Genomic DNA, 17,615 nt, shown 5'->3' with positions numbered 1-17,615 from the left:
CCACCGTTTCATGCGTCCAATGCATGAAACGGACATAATTAATCCCATGGTGCATGAACCCAGCTCACAGCCGCGGCTGTCACCCAGCAGTTACGAAGAAGACATTCGGGCCGTCCTCGCACCACGCCTCGCCCACTTCGCGGCGGTGGCCCGCCACGAGCACGTCACCCGCGCCGCGCACGAACTGGGCGTGCCGCAGTCGACGCTCTCGCGGTCGATGGTCAGGCTCGAACAGGACCTGGGGGTCGCCCTGTTCGCCCGCAAGGGCCGTACCGTCTCGCTCACTCCCGCGGGCCGCACCTTCCTGGCCTCCGCCGAGCGGGCCCTGTCCGAGGTCGAGAAGGCCGCCGACTCGGTACGGGCCGACGCCGATCCGGCCACCGGCAGGGTCGCCTTCGGCTTCCTGCACACCATGGGCTCCGAGACCGTGCCCGCCCTGCTCCGCGCCTTCCGCGCCGACCATCCCGGCGTACGCTTCCAGCTCGTCCAGAACTACGGCGAGGCGATGATCGAACGCCTCCGGTCCGGCGGCCTCGACCTCTGCCTCACCTCACCCGTCCCGGACGCCCCCGACCTGGTCGCCCGCCGCCTCGACGAACAGCGGCTGCGCCTCGTCGTCCCCGAGGACCACCGCCTCGCCACCCGCCGCCGCATCCGCCTCGCGGAGGCCGCCGACGAGAAGTTCGTAACCCTCGAACCGGGCTACGGCCTGCGCCGGATCACCGACGACCTGTGCGCCCAGGCGGGCTTCAGGCCCAGGATCGCCTTCGAGGGCGAGGAGGCGGAGACCCTGCGCGGCCTCGTCGCCGCCGGCCTCGGCGTCGCCCTGCTGCCCCCGCCCGCGGTGGCTCGCCCCGGCGTCGTCGAACTGACGGTGACGGCCCCGAGGGCGGCCCGCGAGATCGGGGTCGCCTGGCTCGACGGCCACCCGGACACCCCGCCGGTGGCGGCGTTCAAACGCTTCCTGCTGTCGCGCCGGGGGCACCTGCTGCCGGAGTGACGGGCAGCATGACCGAAGCCCCCGCCGCACTCCCGATCCGGGGAGCGAGGCGAGGCTTCGTCGCGCTCGGTAGCGGGTGGCGCGGTGGGTCAGATGGTGCCGAACCCTTCGGCCTTGACGCTTGCCACGAAGAACGCGAAAGCCTCGGCGGAGGCGTTCAGCACCGGGCCGTTCGGGTTCTTGGAGTCGCGAACGGGGACGATGCCAGTGGCAGACGCATGCGCCGGGGCCCATTCGACGCAGGAACCGCCACTGCCGCTGTAGGAGGACTTGACCCAGCGGAGGGAGGGAGAGTCGGTCGTCACGGGGCGCCCTTTCGTACCTCGTCGATCACGGCGACCGATGCCGCTTGGGACAGCGCTTCGGCCTGTAGCTGATGGTAGGCCCTCACCAGTGGTAGTACAGAGGTGATTTCCCTGTCCAGGTGTCCGTCGGTCTGGGACTCCACGTAGGACATCACGGAACGGTCGGGCAGAGTCAGCAGATTCACCAATCGGTTGAACGGGCGGCGTTCACCGATGGTGAAGGGAGCCACCTGGAGCACGGTGTTCGGCAGCTCGGCGAACTCGATGAGATGAGCCAACTGGCGGTCCATGACCCTGGCTCCGCCGATCGGTCGGCGGATGCAGCTCTCGTCCAAGATCGCGATCACGATGGGTGGATTGCGGCGAACCAGAGCAGCCTGGCGTTCCGCCAGGGACTGAACCCGCTCGGCTGCTTGCTCGGGGGTGAGCATGCCTCGCTTCACATGCCCCTCTTCAATGGCTCTCGCATACTCCGGTGTCTGGAGGAGCCCGGGGATCACTCCCACTTCGAACAGGCGGATCTCCGTTGCGCGTTCCTCTTGCCCCAGGTACTCCGGGAAGCCTTCCAGCAGGCTGCCGTTCCGGATCTCCCCCCAGGCACGCTCGAACGACTCGGCGGTGCCCGTAAGTCCGAGCGCCGTGTCCAAGCTCCGCGAAAAGCGCTGAGTCGGCGGCTTGCGGCCAGTTTCCACCCTGAGATGTGCCTGCCGGAGTAGCCGACCAACGAGGCGAGATCGTCTTGCTTCCAGCTACGTGCCTCGCGTGCGCTACGTACCCGTGCGCCGAAGGCCGCCTGCGGGCTTGCTTCAGGGTTTAACTCCTTGAGGCTTACCAATGTGCCCTCCGGCTACGGAACGTTGAAGACGGGCTGACTGTAGGTCACGCTGGGCCCCCTTGGTAGTGGAGTCACTACGGAGAGGAGCGGCACGTGCCTGCGAAGAGCGGCCCCCGAGCAGTGGACAGGAACCCCCACAACTCCCGGCCCCCGGAACGATCGTGGTGGACACCTCACAGGGCAAGCGCGTGGGGGAGTTCCGAGGGGTTGCCGGCCCCTACTGGTCGTTGCGGCCGGTCGGTGGCGGCGCCGAGTGGGAAGCCGAGCCCGCCCGCGTCCGGACCGCCGACCCGATAGAGCGCCTGCGCGCCGAGACCGCCCGCGCCAATCGTCGCAGCCGTGGCGAACTGCTGTGACGGGGCGGGTCCTTGCCGAGGTATACGCAGGTGACGCACGGACGACCTTCTATCTCGGCGGAGTGCTCGTCGCGTCCCCGCGGCTCGCCCTCCGGTGGCTCCGGGGGCAGGCCGAACGGCTCGCGAACGGACTGGACCCGGACCCCGGCACCCCGTGGATTTCCCGAGCGGCGTTACGAGCCGCGCCTTCGTCCGGGCCCGACGCCCCGGCCGAGTTGCGCGCCTGGGCCGCCGACGACGAGCACCAGGGCGAAGCGCTGCATCGGCTTGCTACTGGGGCCGAGTTCGAGTTCATCGCCCGGGACGGGGCGTGTTGGTACGGGCTTACGGCCCGCCCCTTGTGCATACCGGATTTCACCCAAAAGGCGGACACGCTGATCAGCGTGTAGCCCCTCAAAGCCCCGCCCGGCTGCCCCCATGTCGTGGAGACGGCGGCAGTCGGGCGGGCTCCACCGCGCAGACCGCAGACCGCAGACCGCAGTACGCAAACCCCAGCTCTACGGGGTGTCGGGCACCGTCTACCAACTCACGGACACCGGATGGCACACCTCCGAACTGGACGTGCTTTCCGCGTACGACAAGCGCCGGCTTCCCGGCATGCTCGCCTCCCGCCTCCACCGCAGGTTGCGCGGAGTGACCGGTCGTCGACCTGCCGTAGCCCCGCATAGCTTCCGTCGTCGGTGGGAAATTCCCAGGGCTCCGGGCCGCTCACGACCGGCAGCCATCCGACGGCGGTCGCTCGGCTCCGCGCGACGCCACAGGGGCGGAGCCGAGGACCCGTTCACGCGTACTTCTGGGGCGAGTCCATGAACGATCCCGCCGTACTCGGCTCGCAGGTCTGCGCCGAACTACTGCGGCAGGGCGCCAGGGACATCATCGAGGGCATTCCCCACTGATACGGATCGCGTGGCCCTCGTGCCCATCAGCCCCTTCGCAGAACAGGGCCCGTCCGGTCGCCCGCCCGATCGGGCGCGGCTCCGCGCTGCCCCGGCACGCCGTGCCCCTCCCCGTTACGCGAGACACCCACAGGAAGGGTACGTTCGTGCCAACTCTTCGAAGTGCCCGGCACGAGCTGTCTGCCGTCTGGATCCGTCAGCCATCGACGGGCGGGCCCTTCGGGATGGCCGGTGTCCCGGGAGTCAGCTCCGCATGGGTCTTACCTTGCCAGGGACTGACGGTTGCCGAGTAGTCTCCATGGAGCTTGACCGCTTCGCCGGGCATGAGCTTCGTGCAAGCCGAAGGAGTGACGGATCAGTGCGTCAGGTGGGGCTTTTGCTCGCAATGTCGCGATTCAAGGAAGTGAGTAAAAACAGCCGTCCTGCCTCCTGAACCCGCAGGTCAGGAACTGTGCTCCCCGCGCGTGCGGGGGTGGTCCCTCTCGCCCTTCTAAGGGGAGTTCGGATAAGTAGTGCTCCCCGCGCGTGCGGGGGTGGTCCCAGTGCAAAACCCATCCAACACCGGAGTGATGAGTGCTCCCCGCGCGTGCGGGGGTGGTCCCGCCGGCGCCCTCTCCCCCGAGGACCAGGCCGCGTGCTCCCCGCGCGTGCGGGGGTGGTCCCCCGAGCACACCCCGGGCCCGCAGGTCGTCAATGTGCTCCCCGCGCGTGCGGGGGTGGTCCCTCTCCTTCGGGGTGGTCGCCGGAGCCGGTGCGGTGCTCCCCGCGCGTGCGGGGGTGGTCCCCCCGCGACCACCGCCCAGTAGTACGCCTCACGGTGCTCCCCGCGCGTGCGGGGGTGGTCCCGCATCGGCCCCGGAACTGGGAAGGTCGGCTACGTGCTCCCCGCGCGTGCGGGGGTGGTCCCTCTTGCGCGATGTCCTCGGGGGCAGGGTGGGAGTGCTCCCCGCGCGTGCGGGGGTGGTCCCCGCCTGCGACCTGCGAGAACAGGGCGACGAAAGTGCTCCCCGCGCGTGCGGGGGTGGTCCCTGGTCACGGATGGGCGAATCGCCGTGGAAACCGTGCTCCCCGCGCGTGCGGGGGTGGTCCCTACGAAAACGGCAGGAGCGATCCGAAGTCGCCGTGCTCCCCGCGCGTGCGGGGGTGGTCCCAGGCCCCTGTCCGTCTGGCCAAGGCCAAAGCGGTGCTCCCCGCGCGTGCGGGGGTGGTCCCCCAGCGGGCCGACAGGGCGTCCGCGAACGCGTGTGCTCCCCGCGCGTGCGGGGGTGGTCCCAAGGGCACGGTGTCGAAGCTGGTCAAGGCCCTGTGCTCCCCGCGCGTGCGGGGGTGGTCCCTTCCTCTCGCACATCCACCGTGCCCACCGTCGGTGCTCCCCGCGCGTGCGGGGGTGGTCCCTCCCCCGCGAGGCTGTACGCGCGGGCCGTCTCGTGCTCCCCGCGCGTGCGGGGGTGGTCCCTGGGCATCACCGACCCGGAGCTGTCGGTAAACGTGCTCCCCGCGCGTGCGGGGGTGGTCCCGGGGCAAGCAGCTCGGGCATGCGATCCAGCACGTGCTCCCCGCGCGTGCGGGGTTTCGCCCCTTCCCGCAGCGCGGGGAGGGGCGGTTTCGTGCGTTCGGGGTCAGCCCTTACGAGCTGCTCCCTCTGGCCACACCACATCCACGGGCAGCCCCGCGGCCCGAGCCGCCTCGACTGTGTCGGCTGTCCCCCCGCCCTTCCCTGACGGAGGGCATCCGTCCCACACAGCAACAAGGCGATCAGCCCGCCGCAGCAGCTCGGCATTGGCAGCCTCGTACGCCCCCCGATGGGCGGTCTCATGAGAGAGGACGAAGACGTCCTCGGCGGCCCCCACCAGGCGGTCAAAGACCGGCGCGTGATCAGGCTTGACCTTGCTCTGTCGGTAGTCCTGGGAGGGGATGACGGCAGTCAGACGCCCACCAGCCGCAAGGACGGCCTCCGCGAACAAGGAGTCAGCGCCCTTGGCGATGCAGGAGACGCCGACAAGATCAGAGCTGTACTGAGTGAGCAGGTCGGCCAGGGCTGCGCGGACCAAGGGAACGGTGCCCTCGATCAGGTCCATGTGCCCGGTCACCGCAAGGGTTGTCACGTCGCTCTCCTTCAGGTCGACAGCAGGTCGCGGATACTATCCCGCGCCGCCCGCACGGAGCTGGAGGCGCCGTGGCCCACCGTGTACGGGTAGAAGCGCTTGAGCTGCGACCGGACACGCGCCGATTGGGTGCCCCGGGCCGCCTCGACCGCGCGGACCGCTTCAGCCGCGCCGCCCACCACGTCATTCGCCAGGAAGCTGCACTCGGCGAGGCCGATTCGGTCCAGAGCATGAGATCGGCCGGCCTCTGCACCACGCAGAGACAAAGCCGTCCGAATCTCGGTGGCCGCCTGGTCCGCATACGTACGTGGATCGCTGCGAGCAAGGTCGAGCAGACGCCCGCCGGTCACCCCCGCAAGCTCGGCTTCGCCGAAGTAGGCGATCCAGTACGGCTCGTCGTCGCCCTCGGCCGCATCACTCAGCGCCTCTTCTGCTCGTGCCGTGTCCCGTCGGAACCCAGCATGCCGCCCCTGCGCCGCGTATGCCCATGCCTCCCGGGTGTAGAGCATGGCTCGGACACGGGGCCTATGACGTTGCGTGCAACGTGATCCGAGGCGGCAGGTCATCGTCTTCCCCCGCGGGAATCCGCCGTGCACGGCGTCGACGCGCAGAACCTCATCAATGCGACTCGCCGTACGTTGAACTCACGATGAGGCTGAACGCCCGACCCGCAACCGCCTGGCCTTTACCTCGCGCAAGCTCCCCGCGCGCTCGCCCGAACCCGCCACCTCACCTCGTCCCCTCACCCCCGCAGCGACTTCCCGAATCCCGCCGCCAGGGGCATCCGCAGGCCCAGTGGCGGCGGGGCCGCGAGGGCGTCGGCGACGGGGCGGGCATAGGGGTGGCCGAGGAGCGAGCCGCAGATGAAGTTCGTGGCCAGGGCCGTGACTTCGGCACGGTGCTGGCGCAGTGAGTGGCCGTCGGAGTGGACCTCGAAGCGGCAGGTGTCGCGGTTGGTCTTCTTCGCGCGTGCGGCCAGGTGGAAGGAGAGTTCGGGGTCGGTGCGGGCGTCGTTCGTGCCGTGGACGAGCAGGACCCGTCGGCCGAGCAGGTGCTTGACCGGTTCTGGTTCCGGATTCGGTTCGTCCGTCGTGTTCGCGGGGAGCCAGGGGGCCATCGCCAGAACGGAGTTGACCGCCGTGTGGCCGCCCGCGCGCAGGGCGGCCCGGCCGCCCATGCCGTGGCCGGCGAGGCAGACGGGGACGTCGCCGTAGCGGCGTACGACTTCGTCCGCCGCCCATTCGGCGTCCGCCGCGAGCTGGGCGTCGGCCGTGTTCCAGCCACGGCAGCGGTAGTGGACCACGTGGACGGCGAGGCCGTCCGTGCGGCCGGCGCGGGCCAGGGTCCGGGCCAGGGGGAACTGGAAGGCGTACGAGAAGAGGGAAGGGCGGCGGTGCGAGGCGGGTTCGCCGTCCGGGAGCAGCAGGACCACGCCGCTGACCGCGGTCGGTGCTCCGGCCGTGCCGACGGCCCGTCCCAGTCTCGCGGCGGGTAGGGGGAGCGCGCGCTGTGCCATGACAGAACAGTGTCAGAAGCACGGGTGTACTCCACCCGTCTACGCGGTCACTGTTGCGTATCGACGAGCGACATTCTACGCGCGTAGGAGCTAGAGTGCCCGAATGATGAGTCCCACCCCGCACATGCCCGGCCGGGATCAGATCCGGCGTGCCCCCAAGGTCCTTCTCCACGACCACCTCGACGGTGGCCTGCGCCCCGGAACGATCGTCGATCTCGCCCTCGCGAGCGGATACGGCGGACTGCCCGAGACCGAGCCGGACAAGCTCGGCGTCTGGTTCCGCGAGGCGGCGGACTCCGGGTCGCTGGAACGCTACCTGGAGACGTTCGCGCACACCTGCGCCGTCATGCAGACCCGCGAGGCGCTGGTCCGGGTGGCCGCCGAGTGCGCCGAGGACCTCGCCGCGGACGGTGTGGTGTACGCCGAGGTGCGGTACGCCCCCGAGCAGCACCTGGAGGCCGGTCTGACGCTCGAAGAGGTCGTCGAGGCGGTCAACGAGGGGTTCCGCGAGGGCGAGCGGCGCGCTCGCCGGGACGGTCAACGCATCCGCGTCGGGGCGCTCCTCACCGCGATGCGGCACGCCGCCCGCTCCCTGGAGATCGCCGAACTCGCCAACCGCTACCGCGACCAGGGCGTCGTCGGCTTCGACATCGCGGGAGCCGAGGCGGGCTTCCCGCCCACCCGGCACCTCGACGCGTTCGAGTACCTCAAGCGCGAGAACAACCACTTCACCATCCACGCGGGCGAGGCGTTCGGTCTGCCGTCGATCTGGCAGGCCATCCAGTGGTGCGGCGCCGACCGGCTCGGCCACGGCGTCCGCATCATCGACGACATCCAGGTCGCCGAGGACGGCAGTGTGACGCTCGGCCGTCTCGCCTCGTACGTACGGGACAAGCGCATCCCGCTGGAGCTGTGCCCGACCTCCAACCTCCAGACCGGGGCCGCCGCCTCGTATGCCGAGCACCCCATCGGGCTGCTCCGGAAGCTGCATTTCCGTGCCACCGTGAACACGGACAACCGGCTGATGAGCGGCACGACCATGAGCCATGAATTCGAGAAGCTGAGCGAGGTCTTCGGATACACGCTCGACGACATGCAATGGTTCACCGTCAACGCGATGAAGTCTGCGTTCATCCCTTTTGATGAACGTCTGGCGATGATCAATGATGTGATCAAGCCCGGCTATGCCGAGCTCAAGTCGGAGTGGCTTTTCCAGCAGACCGCCGCGACCAGCGCTTCTTCCTCTCCGGGGGAGTGACACACGCGGATTTGAAGACGGCCGGTCCGCGCGGGCGCGCGGAATTCACCGGCCGTTTTCGCTGCGGGGGATGTTTGCGGGAGGGGTGGCGAGCTGACTACTTTTCAGAGCCGCTCGTTCCAGAGCCGCCCATTCCCCTTCCCCAAGGATGAACTCCCCATGAAGCATTCTGCTGCCAGGACCCTCGGTGCCGCCGCTCTCGGTGCCGCTTTCGCCGCCGTCGCCGCGGGGACCGCCTCCGCCGCAGTGCTGCCGACCGACGCCGCGGCCACCGCGCTTCCGGTCGCCGGTTCCGCTCTCGGTGCCGCCGCCAAGCCCGGACCGGTCGAGGGGGCCGCCACCAAGCTCCTCGGCACCGGCCAGCAGAAGCTCGTCGGCAATGTCACCGCCCCGGTCAAGGGCCTCCTCGGTGGCCTGCCGGCGGGTGGCGCGAAGACCGGCGGCCTCTCGGCCAGCGGCATCCCGCTCGGCTGATCCCGTAACGGGCACGTGTGGCACACGCCTGTGGGGCGGGCTTCCGGAATCGGACGCCCGCCCCACAGGCGTGTCGTGTCACAGGTATGTCGTTCGTGTCGTGCGTACTGTCCCGGGTCCCCCGCGTACTGCGGAGTCCTGCTACGAGGTCACCAGGCGGTGGCCGACGACTCCTCCTCGGACGGGAACAGCACCCACAGCGCCAGGTACAGCAGGAACTGCGGCCCCGGCAGCAGGCAGGACAGCAGGAAGATCACCCGCATGGTTCCCGCGGAGGTGCCGAAGCGCCGTGCCAGCGCGGCGCACACTCCGCCGATCATGCGTCCGTCTCGGGGGCGGGCAAGTGCGGCCATGGTGGGCTCCTTCGCGAACGTTGGTGGGGAGCAGTTCCGTCGTGCTCCCGATGTGTCCATCGTCGCTCGGCGAACGGGGGCAAAACGTCGCTCTACGGTGCCATCCCGACCCTGGGAATCGTCGGGGTCGAGCCCTGAGCCGTCTCGTCCGCCGGGTGCGGAACGGGCTTCGTCCGCCGCCGCCTCCTGCGCCGCAGCCGGGCCCGGCACATCGGCACGACCAGCAGGTGGGCGAGCGCCACGCCGATGGTGTTCAGCAGCAGCGAGTCCACGTCGACCCGCTGTCCGGGCACCCCGGTCTGCGCCAGCTCGATGCCCAGCGAGATCAGCGCTCCGGCGGCGACCGTACGGGCCATCGAGGCCCACGGGGAGACGAACAGGCGACCCCCGGCCATGGGCAGCAGGACGCCGAGCGGGGCGAGCAGCAGCAGCCCCTCGCCGATCCGGCGGGCGGCCTCGACCGGGCCGAGGGAGAGGTCGGCTCTGATGCCGGCGAGTGGTCGCAGATTCGAAGCGGTCATCCACGGCACATCGAGTGGACGCAGGGTCAGCCACCCGACGAACAGCAGATGCGCGAGGAGGAGAAGGATCCCGGCCGCGCGGAAACGGATGACAGTCTGGCTGTCCGAACCTTGACGCACGCCCCCCTAGACGCGTCGGGCGGTGGGATCGGTTCCGGGCCCCGGCTCAGTCGCCCGTCCCCATCCCCGTTCCCGCGTCGGTGTCCGTCTCCGTGCTCGCGCCCGTGCCCTGGCCGCGACCCTGGCCGGTGCCCTCGTCCGTGGGGGCCGTCAGCGGCGTCGCCGTCTGCGGCCTGGCCTTCGTCTCCGCGGTGCAGAGGTATCCGCGCGCCGGGTACTTCCCGGGGCCGCCCAGGACCACCGTGCCGTTCGGCGCGAGTGTCGTGCTCTCCGCGTACGTGCACACGATCTGTGCGAGTGCCTCGGTCGGCAGGTCCTCCGGCTGTTCGCTCAGCCGCAGCGTGGCCCGGGGGTCGCCGACGCGCGCCGCGCCTATCCGCAGCTTCTCCGGGACGGCCGTGGTGAACCCGGCCCGCCGCTCGTCGTCCGACGGTCTGCGCCGCAGCTCCTCCAGGACCGCCCGCGCGACGCGGGTCCGGTCCGTGGTCGACTCGTCGACCTGGACGGTGCGGTCCACCGTGGCCAGCTGCGAGGAGCAGACCAGATGGATCTGCATGGGTATGCCCTGGAGGGCCTGCGCGGTCACGTCCTGCGCGGGCATCGAGCACGGGACGCGGGACGGTGCGGGACCGGCGTCCACCGGAACGGACGTGGTCCTGATCCCGCAGCCCGCGGCCAGCACCGCCGTGAGCGCGGCCCCGGCCAGCGCCGTCCCCGAACGGCGTGCCCGGTGGTTGCTGCCCATCACGTCGCGTCGTCCTCCTCGTCCGGGCACCTCGTGCCGTCCCCGCCGGTGTCGGCCCTCTCGGTCCCGGAACGGGTGAGCGACTCGGCGTCGCGCGGCAGCCGCAGGACGAACACCGCGCCGTCGCCGTCCGGCGAGTTCGAGGCCGTGATGTCGCCGCCGTGGATGTGCGCGTTCTCCATCGCGATCGACAGACCGAGACCGCTGCCGTCGGAGCGCGGGCGCGAGGCGCTGGCCTTGTAGAAACGGTCGAAGACGTGCGGCAGGACGTCCTCGGGGATGCCGGGGCCGTGGTCGCGGACCTCGATGACGAGTTCGTCGCCCTCGGTCCGCACCGCGACCCCTACCGGCGAGCCGCCGTGCTTGAGCGCGTTGCCGATCAGGTTCGCCAGGATCACGTCGAGCCGGCGCGGATCGAGACGGGCCATGATGCCGCGCTCGGCGTCCAGGTCCACCGCGTCCAGCCAGGCACGCGCGTCGACGCAGGCGGTCACCTGATCGGAGACGTCGACCGTGTCGAGCACGAGCCGGGCCGTACCCGCGTCGAAGCGGGTGACCTCCATCAGGTTCTCCACCAGGTCGTTGAGGCGCCGCGTCTCGCTCACCACCAGATGCACCGCGGGCGCGATCATCGGGTCGAGACCGTCCGCCTCGTCCTCCAGCACTTCGGTGACGGCGGTCAGCGCCGTGAGCGGGGTACGCAGTTCGTGCGACATGTCCGCGACGAACCGTCGACTGGCCTCCTCCCGCGCGCTCATGTCCGCGACCCGCTTCTCCAGCGCGTCGGCGGTTCTGTTGAACGTCCGGGAGAGATCCGCGAGTTCGTCGGTTCCGGACACCACGAGCCGGGTGTCGAGCTTGCCCTCGCCGAGCTTGCGCGCGGCGTCGCCGAGCCGCTGCACGGGCCGCAGCACGGTCGTCGCCGCCGCCTGCGCCAGCAGCGCCGAACCGATCAGCGCGAGCGCGGTGGCGATCCCCAGCGACCAGGCGAGGGAGTTCAGGTCCTGCCGCTCCTGGTCCAGCGACTTCAGCATGTAACCGGTCGGGCCGCCGCCGGTGATCCTCGTACCGCCCACCAGGTACGGCATGCCGCGGATGCTGGTCCGCTGCCAGAACAGGTGGTACTCGTACGTGTTGTCCGCGCCCACCTTCTGTTCCTCGGTCACCGCCTTCTGCAGCGACGGCGGAACGTTGTCGAGCGTGAACGTGTCCAGGTCGGAGTTGCCGACGATGGGCTTGCCCGCGTCGCGCTCGTCGACCAGCAGCACGCTGTACCCGGGCGAACTGCTCGCCATCTGGACGGCGGCGTTCTGCAGATCGTCCTTGGTCGGCCGCAGCGGCAGCGACGCCGCCCGGTTCTGCATCTCCTGCCGGAAGTCCCCGAGCGCCGCGTCCTGGGTACGCGTCAGCACCGCCTCGCGGTTCAGCCAGTAGGCGATGCCCGAGGCCGACACCGCGGCGGTCAGCGCCACCAGTCCGAACACGACGACGAGGCGCAGACGCAGGCTCGTCCAGCGCAGCCCCGCGAGCAGGCTCCGTTCGGCGACACCGCTCACTGAGGCGAGTCCAGTCGGTAGCCCACGCCCCGAACCGTACGGATCAGGGTCGGCGACGACGGCACGTCCTCCACCTTGGCACGCAGCCGCTGCACGCAGGCGTCCACCAGACGGGAGTCGCCCAGGTAGTCGTGCTCCCAGACCAGCCGCAGCAACTGCTGCCGCGACAGGGCCTGGCCCGGCCGCCGGCTCAGCTCCAGCAGGAGCCGCAGCTCGGTCGGCGTGAGCTGGAGGTCCTCGCCGTTCTTCGTCACGGTCATCGCGGACCGGTCGATCACCAGGTTCCCGAAGACCGCGGAGTCGGTGGACTCGCGCTCGCCCCGGCGCAGCACCGCCCGGATGCGGGCGTCGAGCACCCGGCCCTGCACCGGCTTCACCACGTAGTCGTCGGCGCCGGACTCCAGCCCGACCACCACGTCGATGTCGTCGCTGCGCGCCGTCAGCAGGATGATCGGCAGCTGGTCGGTGCGCCGGATTCGACGGCACACCTCGAAGCCGTCGATACCGGGCAGCATCACGTCCAGCACGATCAGGTCGGGCCGCTGCTCGCGCAGCAGTTTCAGGCCGTCCTCTCCCGTCGCCGCGGTGGCCACACGGTGGCCCTGGCGTGACAGCGAGAGTTCGAGGGCCGTGCGGATGGAATCGTCGTCCTCGATCAGCAACAGGAAAGGCACGATGGTCATTCTGGCCCATGGTGGAGCCTCAGTTCGACCGTCGGCGCCCACACGTACACCCGCCGGGCGGGCCACGCGGCGACGACAGGCCCTGTGACAGGGCTGTGACAGTCGGGGGACAGCGTGATGAAACTGCCCCGGCAAGCTCGTTGGCACACGGAACGGCCGGACTCCACCGATGGGGGGCGCGAGATGAACGCAACTCACAGCATCACCGCAAGCGCAGTTGTCACGCGTCTCCACGATGTCGGCCGGAGCGCCGAGAAGTCCGGTGCCGGAGCGGGTACGGCCCTGCTGGAACGGGGCCGGGAGCACGGGGGAGCACGGGGGTGCGCCCGCGGCGCCGGGCGTTCGCACACGTCGTCGTCCGCGTCCGCCGACCAGGGCCGACGGCCCTGGATGGCGGTGGTCGACGCGTCCGTGGGGGGGAAGCACGGGGAAACCGCGTACGGGGAGGCCACGGGGGAGCGGAAGGCACCGGCGCGGGCCGAGGACGTCGACACGGCGTTCACGGCCTACGTCCGGGAGCGCCGCGCCTCCCTGTACGCGACCGCCTACCACCTGACCGGCGACCGGTTCGAGGCCGAGGACCTGCTGCAGAGCGCCCTCTTCTCGACGTACCGGGCCTGGGACCGGATCAGCGACAAGGCGGCGGTCGGTGGCTATCTGCGCCGCACCATGACCAATCTGCACATCAGCGCCTGGCGCAGGCGCAAGCTCAACGAGTACCCGACCGAGGAGCTGCCGGAGACGCCCGGTGACACGGACGCGATGCGCGGCACGGAGCTGCGCGCCGTGCTGTGGCAGGCGCTGGCCCGGCTGCCCGAACTCCAGCGCACGATGCTGGTCCTGCGTTACTACGAGGGCCGCACCGACCCGGAGATCGCGTCCATACTCGACATCAGTGTCGGCACGGTGAAGTCCAGCATCTGGCGGTCGCTCCGCCGGCTGCGCGAGGACGAGGTCCTCAGCTTCGGCCGTGACCAGCAGGAGTCCTTCGGCGAGTTGGTGGCCTGAGGGCGGGGGGATACGGGGGCGCCGCTTCGCGGGAGGCGGCGGAGTACAGGGGGAAGGGAAACACCGCGGGGGCGGACGGGCTGGGGGGCCTGTCCGCCCCCGTCGGCGTGTGTGAGGGGTGGGTTGTCGCGCGTGGGGGTGTGCGGGGCACGTCGCCCGTGACGGTGTGCGCGGGCGTGGGCCTGGGGGGTGTGCGTGGGGTACGACCGTGCGGGGCGTCGGCCGTCACACCGTTCCGCGTGCCGTGGGGGTGCGGCGGCAGCGGCCGGCTGCCGCGGCCGCCAGTCGGCCCAGCGCCTCCTCCTTGCCGCAGGGGTGGGCGCCCAGTGCCGCCTGCCGGGCCACGATCCGCCGTTCCGCCCGCATCAGCCGCCAACCGCGCCGCAGCAGGAACGGCACGGACTTGCGGCTCTCCCGCAGGTCCCGCATCAGTCGGCGGCGGAACGTAGTCGTCGGACGGCCGCGCAGGCACAGCGCGTCCGCGAGCACACCGAGCTCCTGACAGCGCTCGACTATGTCCGCCGCGAAGATCCCCTCGGCCACGAACAGCGGTGTGCGCGCCATGTGGAGGGTCTCCCGGCCGACCCGGGAGCTCGTGGAGATGTCGTACACCGGGACGTCCGTGCGCCCGGTGCGGCACAGCTCCTGGATCGCCGCGACCGCCGCGTCGGCGTCCCAGGACCGTACGGAGTCCCAGTCGATGTCCGTGCTGCCGGGAACGAGCGGCAGCGTGGGGTCGTCGCCCTCCTTGTAGAAGTCGTCCAGCCGCAGCACCGGCAGTTCGGTGCGGGCGGCGAGGTGGGACTTGCCGGAGCCGGACGGTCCGGCGAGCAGCACGACACGGGTCGGGATCGGTTGGGAATTCACAGGACACGAGTGTGAGGCATTGACCCGGGCAGGGGATCCCCCGGTGGTCGCGTTGGTATCGAGCATCACACCTCAACTACGCTGCGCACTCAATCGATTACACGACCGCATCGATCAGGTGGGAACTCATGGCACGTCACGCACTGAACACCTCCCGGCGCCACGCCCTGCTGAGGGCGGGTCTGACCATCACCGCGGTGGGCGCCGCGCTGGGCGCGGGAGGCGCGGCGGCCCAGGCGGCTCCGCTGCCCCTCGTGCCGGCCACGGGTGCCGACACCGGCATCGAGGGGGCGGGCAGCGCGGTGACCGGGGCGGTCGGGCAGCCGCTCCAGAGCGGCATCGCGCCGGTCACGCGGCTGAAACTCGACCCGCTGGCCGGGACCGGCACGGACCCGCTGGACAACACCGTCGGCACGCAGGTCGCCGACTTCAAGCCGGTCACCACGGGCGTCGTCACCGACCCGCTGACCAGCGGGGGCACACTGAAGGACCTGCCGGTGGCGGGGCAGGCGGTGGGCCTCCTGAACGGCTGACGTCGGCGCACCGACAAGGCGGCGGCCGGCTCCCGGAAGTCCGGGGAGCGGGCCGCCGCCGTGCTGCCGGAGCGCCGCGGTGCGCAGTGCCGGGGCCCCGGCTCCGGCTCAGTACGAGGAGCCCGACACGCCCAGCGCGCCCGTCGGGTGCCAGACCGTCTTGGTCTCCAGGAAGGCCGTCAGCCGGTGGGTGCCCGGATCGGCCGACCAGTCGAGGGCGCCCTCCCCGCCCACAGGCTGTGGACGCAGCACGCGCTTCAGGTTGTCCGCCGCCGCGACCTCCAGCTCCTTCGCCAGGGCCGGGTCCGCGCCCGTGAGGTCGATGGCGTTGACGTCCTGGTGGGAGGCGAGCGGCGTCGCGATCTCCGCAGTCCTCCCGGACAGGATGTTCACCACGCCGCCCGGCACGTCGGAGGTGGCCAGCACCTCGCCCAGGGACAGGGCGGGCAGCGGGGACGCGGCCGAGGCGACGACGACCGCGGTGTTGCCGGTCGCGATCACCGGGGCGAGCACCGAGACCAGCCCCAGGAACGAGGACTCCTGCGGCGCCAGGACCGCGACCACCCCGGTCGGTTCGGGCGTCGACAGGTTGAAGAACGGGCCCGCGACCGGGTTCGCCCCGCCCACGACCTGGCCGATCTTGTCGGTCCAGCCCGCGTACCAGACCCAGCGGTCGACCGTCGCGTCCACGAGCGCCGCCGCCTTGGACTTCGACAAGGCCTCCGCCTCCGCCACTTCGCGCACGAACTGGTCCCGGCGGCCCTCCAGCATCTCCGCGACGCGGTAGAGGACCTGACCGCGGTTGTACGCGGTCGCGCCCGACCAGCCGCCGAACGCCTTGCGGGCGGCCACGACCGCGTCCCGCGCGTCCTTGCGGGAGGACTGGGGGGCGTTCGCCAGCCACTTGCCCTTCGAGTCCGTCACCTCGTACACCCGGCCGCTCTCGGAGCGGGGGAACTTGCCCCCGACGTACAGCTTGTAGGTCTTGAACACGCTCAGACGGTTCGGACGGTTATCGGACATCGAGGTACGCCTCCAGGCCGTGACGACCGCCCTCGCGGCCGAAGCCCGACTCCTTGTAGCCGCCGAACGGCGAGGTCGGGTCGAACTTGTTGAACGTGTTGGCCCAGACGACGCCCGCCCGGAGCTTGTTCGCCACCGCGAGGATGCGGGAGCCCTTCTCCGTCCAGATGCCCGCCGACAGGCCGTACTGGCTGTTGTTGGCCTTGGCGACCGCCTCGTCGGGGGTGCGGAATGTCAGCACGGACAGCACCGGGCCGAAGATCTCGTCGCGCGCGATGGTGTGCGCCTGGGTGACGTTCGTGAACAGCGTCGGCGCGAACCAGTAGCCGGCGGTGGGCAGTTCGCAGGGGGCGGTCCAGCGTTCGGCGCCCTCGGCCTCGCCCGTCTCGGTGAGCGCGGTGATCCGGGCGAGCTGCTCGGCGGAGTTGATCGCGCCGATGTCGGTGTTCTTGTCCAGCGGGTCGCCGAGCCGGAGCGTGGACAGCCGCCGCTTGAGCGCGTCCAGCAGCTCGTCCTGGATCGACTCCTGCACGAGCAGCCGCGAGCCGGCGCAGCAGACCTGGCCCTGGTTGAAGAAGATGCCCGTGACGATGCCCTCGACGGCCTGGTCGACCGGGGCGTCGTCGAAGACGATGTTGGCGCCCTTGCCGCCCAGTTCGAGGGTCACCTTCTTGGAGGTGCCGGCGACCGAGCGGGCGATCCGCTTGCCGACCGCCGTGGAGCCGGTGAACGCCACCTTGTCGACGTCCTGGTGCTCGACGAGCGCCGCGCCCGCGTCCCCGTAACCGGTGAGGATGTTCACGACGCCCTTGGGCAGGCCGGCCTGGCGGCAGATGTCCGCGAAGAACAGCGCGGACAACGGGGTCGTCTCGGCGGGCTTCAGCACCACCGTGTTGCCGGTGGCGAGCGCAGGGGCGACCTTCCACGCCAGCATCAGCAGCGGGAAGTTCCACGGGATGACCTGGCCCGCGACGCCGAGAGGGCGCGGGTCCGGGCCGAAACCGGCGTGATCCAGCTTGTCGGCCCAGCCCGCGTAGTAGAAGAAGTGCGCCGCGACCAGGGGCAGGTCCGCGTCCCGGGTCTCCTTGATCGGCTTGCCGTTGTCGAGGGTTTCGAGGACGGCGAGCTCGCGGCTGCGCTCCTGGATGATCCGGGCGATCCGGAAGAGGTACTTGGCGCGCTCGGAACCGGGCAGCGCCGACCACTTCTCGAACGCCTTGCGGGCCGCCCCCACGGCCCGGTCGACGTCCTCGGCGCCGGCCCGCGCGACCTCGGACAGCACCTCCTCGGTGCTCGGCGAGACCGTCTTGAAGACCCGGCCGTCGGCCGCGTCGGTGAACTCGCCGTCGATGAACAGGCCGTACGAGGGCGCGATGTCGACGACCGCGCGCGACTCGGGCGCGGGCGCGTACTCGAACGCGGAAGCGGATGCGCTTGCGGAAGCGGATGCGGATGTCATGG

Annotated in this window: 19 protein-coding genes, 1 pseudogene and 1 CRISPR repeat array; of the genes and pseudogenes, 7 read left to right on the top strand and 13 right to left on the bottom strand. The window is 70.8% G+C overall.

The features are described 5' to 3' along the window. Positions 1–46 precede the first annotated feature (46 nt). On the top strand, positions 47–1,000 hold the full coding sequence (locus AB0E67_RS03990) for a LysR family transcriptional regulator (RefSeq protein WP_362020555.1): 954 nt from the start codon (positions 47–49) through the stop codon (positions 998–1,000). An 89-nt stretch (positions 1,001–1,089) separates the two neighbouring features. On the opposite strand, the gene AB0E67_RS03985 is transcribed toward AB0E67_RS03990, so the two are convergent. Next, complete coding sequence (locus AB0E67_RS03985; protein ID WP_362020553.1) at positions 1,090–1,305, bottom strand: DUF397 domain-containing protein; 216 nt, start codon at positions 1,303–1,305, stop codon at positions 1,090–1,092. Further along, positions 1,302–2,140: pseudogene (locus tag AB0E67_RS03980) on the bottom strand (helix-turn-helix transcriptional regulator). The gene AB0E67_RS03985 and the pseudogene AB0E67_RS03980 overlap by 4 nt, the downstream one beginning before the upstream one ends. A gap of 65 nt (positions 2,141–2,205) precedes the next feature. Here AB0E67_RS03980 and AB0E67_RS03975 point away from each other — a divergent pair. Both AB0E67_RS03975 and AB0E67_RS03970 read left to right on the top strand, forming a co-directional pair. Then, positions 2,206–2,496 carry a hypothetical protein gene (locus AB0E67_RS03975; RefSeq protein WP_362021448.1) on the top strand — a complete coding sequence of 97 codons (291 nt, stop codon included), beginning with the start codon at positions 2,206–2,208 and terminating at the stop codon, positions 2,494–2,496. Beyond that, positions 2,493–2,885 carry a hypothetical protein gene (locus AB0E67_RS03970; RefSeq protein ID WP_362020551.1) on the top strand — a complete coding sequence of 131 codons (393 nt, stop codon included), beginning with the start codon at positions 2,493–2,495 and terminating at the stop codon, positions 2,883–2,885. Before AB0E67_RS03975 ends, AB0E67_RS03970 begins: the two co-directional genes overlap by 4 nt. 958 nt (positions 2,886–3,843) lie before the next feature. After that, positions 3,844–4,970: direct repeats of the CRISPR family, unit length 29 nt; unit sequence GTGCTCCCCGCGCGTGCGGGGGTGGTCCC. Positions 4,971–5,011: 41 nt separating this feature from the next. Here the strand turns inward: AB0E67_RS03970 and AB0E67_RS03965 are convergent. The 3 genes from AB0E67_RS03965 to AB0E67_RS03955 all read right to left on the bottom strand — a co-directional run bounded on the left by AB0E67_RS03965 (position 5,012) and on the right by AB0E67_RS03955 (position 7,013). Then, positions 5,012–5,497: a hypothetical protein gene (locus tag AB0E67_RS03965; RefSeq protein WP_362020548.1), complete on the bottom strand. Its 486-nt coding sequence runs from the start codon at positions 5,495–5,497 to the stop codon at positions 5,012–5,014. 11 nt (positions 5,498–5,508) lie between these two features. Next, positions 5,509–6,006 (bottom strand): hypothetical protein, encoded by a 498-nt coding sequence (locus AB0E67_RS03960; protein WP_362020546.1) that lies wholly within the window; start codon positions 6,004–6,006, stop codon positions 5,509–5,511. 233 nt (positions 6,007–6,239) lie between these two features. Then, positions 6,240–7,013, bottom strand: coding sequence for an alpha/beta hydrolase (locus tag AB0E67_RS03955; RefSeq protein WP_362020543.1), 774 nt, complete (start codon positions 7,011–7,013; stop codon positions 6,240–6,242). 103 nt (positions 7,014–7,116) lie between these two features. On the opposite strand from AB0E67_RS03955, the gene AB0E67_RS03950 reads away from it, so the two are divergent. Both AB0E67_RS03950 and AB0E67_RS03945 read left to right on the top strand, forming a co-directional pair. Then, positions 7,117–8,271 carry an adenosine deaminase gene (locus AB0E67_RS03950; protein ID WP_362020540.1) on the top strand — a complete coding sequence of 385 codons (1,155 nt, stop codon included), beginning with the start codon at positions 7,117–7,119 and terminating at the stop codon, positions 8,269–8,271. Positions 8,272–8,430: 159 nt separating this feature from the next. Beyond that, a complete protein-coding gene (locus tag AB0E67_RS03945) occupies positions 8,431–8,745 on the top strand; it encodes a hypothetical protein (protein WP_362020537.1) in 315 nt (104 codons plus the stop codon). A gap of 149 nt (positions 8,746–8,894) precedes the next feature. Here the strand turns inward: AB0E67_RS03945 and AB0E67_RS03940 are convergent, their stop codons facing one another. The 5 genes from AB0E67_RS03940 to afsQ1 form a co-directional block, all read right to left on the bottom strand. Next, positions 8,895–9,098: a PspC domain-containing protein gene (locus AB0E67_RS03940; RefSeq protein ID WP_073781639.1), complete on the bottom strand. Its 204-nt coding sequence runs from the start codon at positions 9,096–9,098 to the stop codon at positions 8,895–8,897. Positions 9,099–9,190: 92 nt separating this feature from the next. Further along, positions 9,191–9,739 (bottom strand): VanZ family protein, encoded by a 549-nt coding sequence (locus tag AB0E67_RS03935; RefSeq protein ID WP_362020534.1) that lies wholly within the window; start codon positions 9,737–9,739, stop codon positions 9,191–9,193. Positions 9,740–9,785: 46 nt separating this feature from the next. Next, positions 9,786–10,484: a GerMN domain-containing protein gene (locus AB0E67_RS03930; protein ID WP_362020531.1), complete on the bottom strand. Its 699-nt coding sequence runs from the start codon at positions 10,482–10,484 to the stop codon at positions 9,786–9,788. Next, positions 10,484–12,040: a HAMP domain-containing sensor histidine kinase gene (locus AB0E67_RS03925; RefSeq protein WP_362020528.1), complete on the bottom strand. Its 1,557-nt coding sequence runs from the start codon at positions 12,038–12,040 to the stop codon at positions 10,484–10,486. Before AB0E67_RS03925 ends, AB0E67_RS03930 begins: the two co-directional genes overlap by 1 nt. Then, the gene (gene afsQ1, locus AB0E67_RS03920; protein ID WP_199883123.1) at positions 12,037–12,714 is read right to left on the bottom strand and encodes a two-component system response regulator AfsQ1; all 678 of its coding nucleotides are present in this window, start codon (positions 12,712–12,714) and stop codon (positions 12,037–12,039) included. Before afsQ1 ends, AB0E67_RS03925 begins: the two co-directional genes overlap by 4 nt. A gap of 192 nt (positions 12,715–12,906) precedes the next feature. On the opposite strand from afsQ1, the gene AB0E67_RS03915 reads away from it, so the two are divergent. Next, positions 12,907–13,731: a SigE family RNA polymerase sigma factor gene (locus AB0E67_RS03915; RefSeq protein ID WP_362020525.1), complete on the top strand. Its 825-nt coding sequence runs from the start codon at positions 12,907–12,909 to the stop codon at positions 13,729–13,731. Between the two features lie 225 nt (positions 13,732–13,956). Here AB0E67_RS03915 and AB0E67_RS03910 read toward each other — a convergent pair whose 3' ends face one another. Next, entirely contained in the window at positions 13,957–14,664 is a 708-nt protein-coding gene (locus AB0E67_RS03910; RefSeq protein WP_362020522.1) for a uridine kinase, read from the bottom strand. A gap of 62 nt (positions 14,665–14,726) precedes the next feature. Here AB0E67_RS03910 and AB0E67_RS03905 point away from each other — a divergent pair, with 62 nt between their 5' ends. Further along, complete coding sequence (locus AB0E67_RS03905) at positions 14,727–15,131, top strand: hypothetical protein (RefSeq protein WP_362020519.1); 405 nt, start codon at positions 14,727–14,729, stop codon at positions 15,129–15,131. Between the two features lie 108 nt (positions 15,132–15,239). On the opposite strand, the gene AB0E67_RS03900 is transcribed toward AB0E67_RS03905, so the two are convergent. Together AB0E67_RS03900 and AB0E67_RS03895 are read right to left on the bottom strand one after the other, a co-directional pair. Next, positions 15,240–16,154, bottom strand: coding sequence for an aldehyde dehydrogenase family protein (locus AB0E67_RS03900; RefSeq protein ID WP_362020516.1), 915 nt, complete (start codon positions 16,152–16,154; stop codon positions 15,240–15,242). After that, positions 16,144–17,613, bottom strand: coding sequence for an aldehyde dehydrogenase family protein (locus AB0E67_RS03895; RefSeq protein WP_362020514.1), 1,470 nt, complete (start codon positions 17,611–17,613; stop codon positions 16,144–16,146). The genes AB0E67_RS03900 and AB0E67_RS03895 overlap by 11 nt, the downstream gene beginning before the upstream one ends. Positions 17,614–17,615 lie beyond the last annotated feature (2 nt).

The sequence above is a fragment of the Streptomyces sp. NPDC032161 genome (genome assembly GCF_040636995.1).
GTDB lineage: Bacteria > Actinomycetota > Actinomycetes > Streptomycetales > Streptomycetaceae > Streptomyces.
The sequence above is the reverse complement of the archived record's forward strand: the minus strand, read 5'-3'. Positions and strand labels throughout refer to the sequence as shown.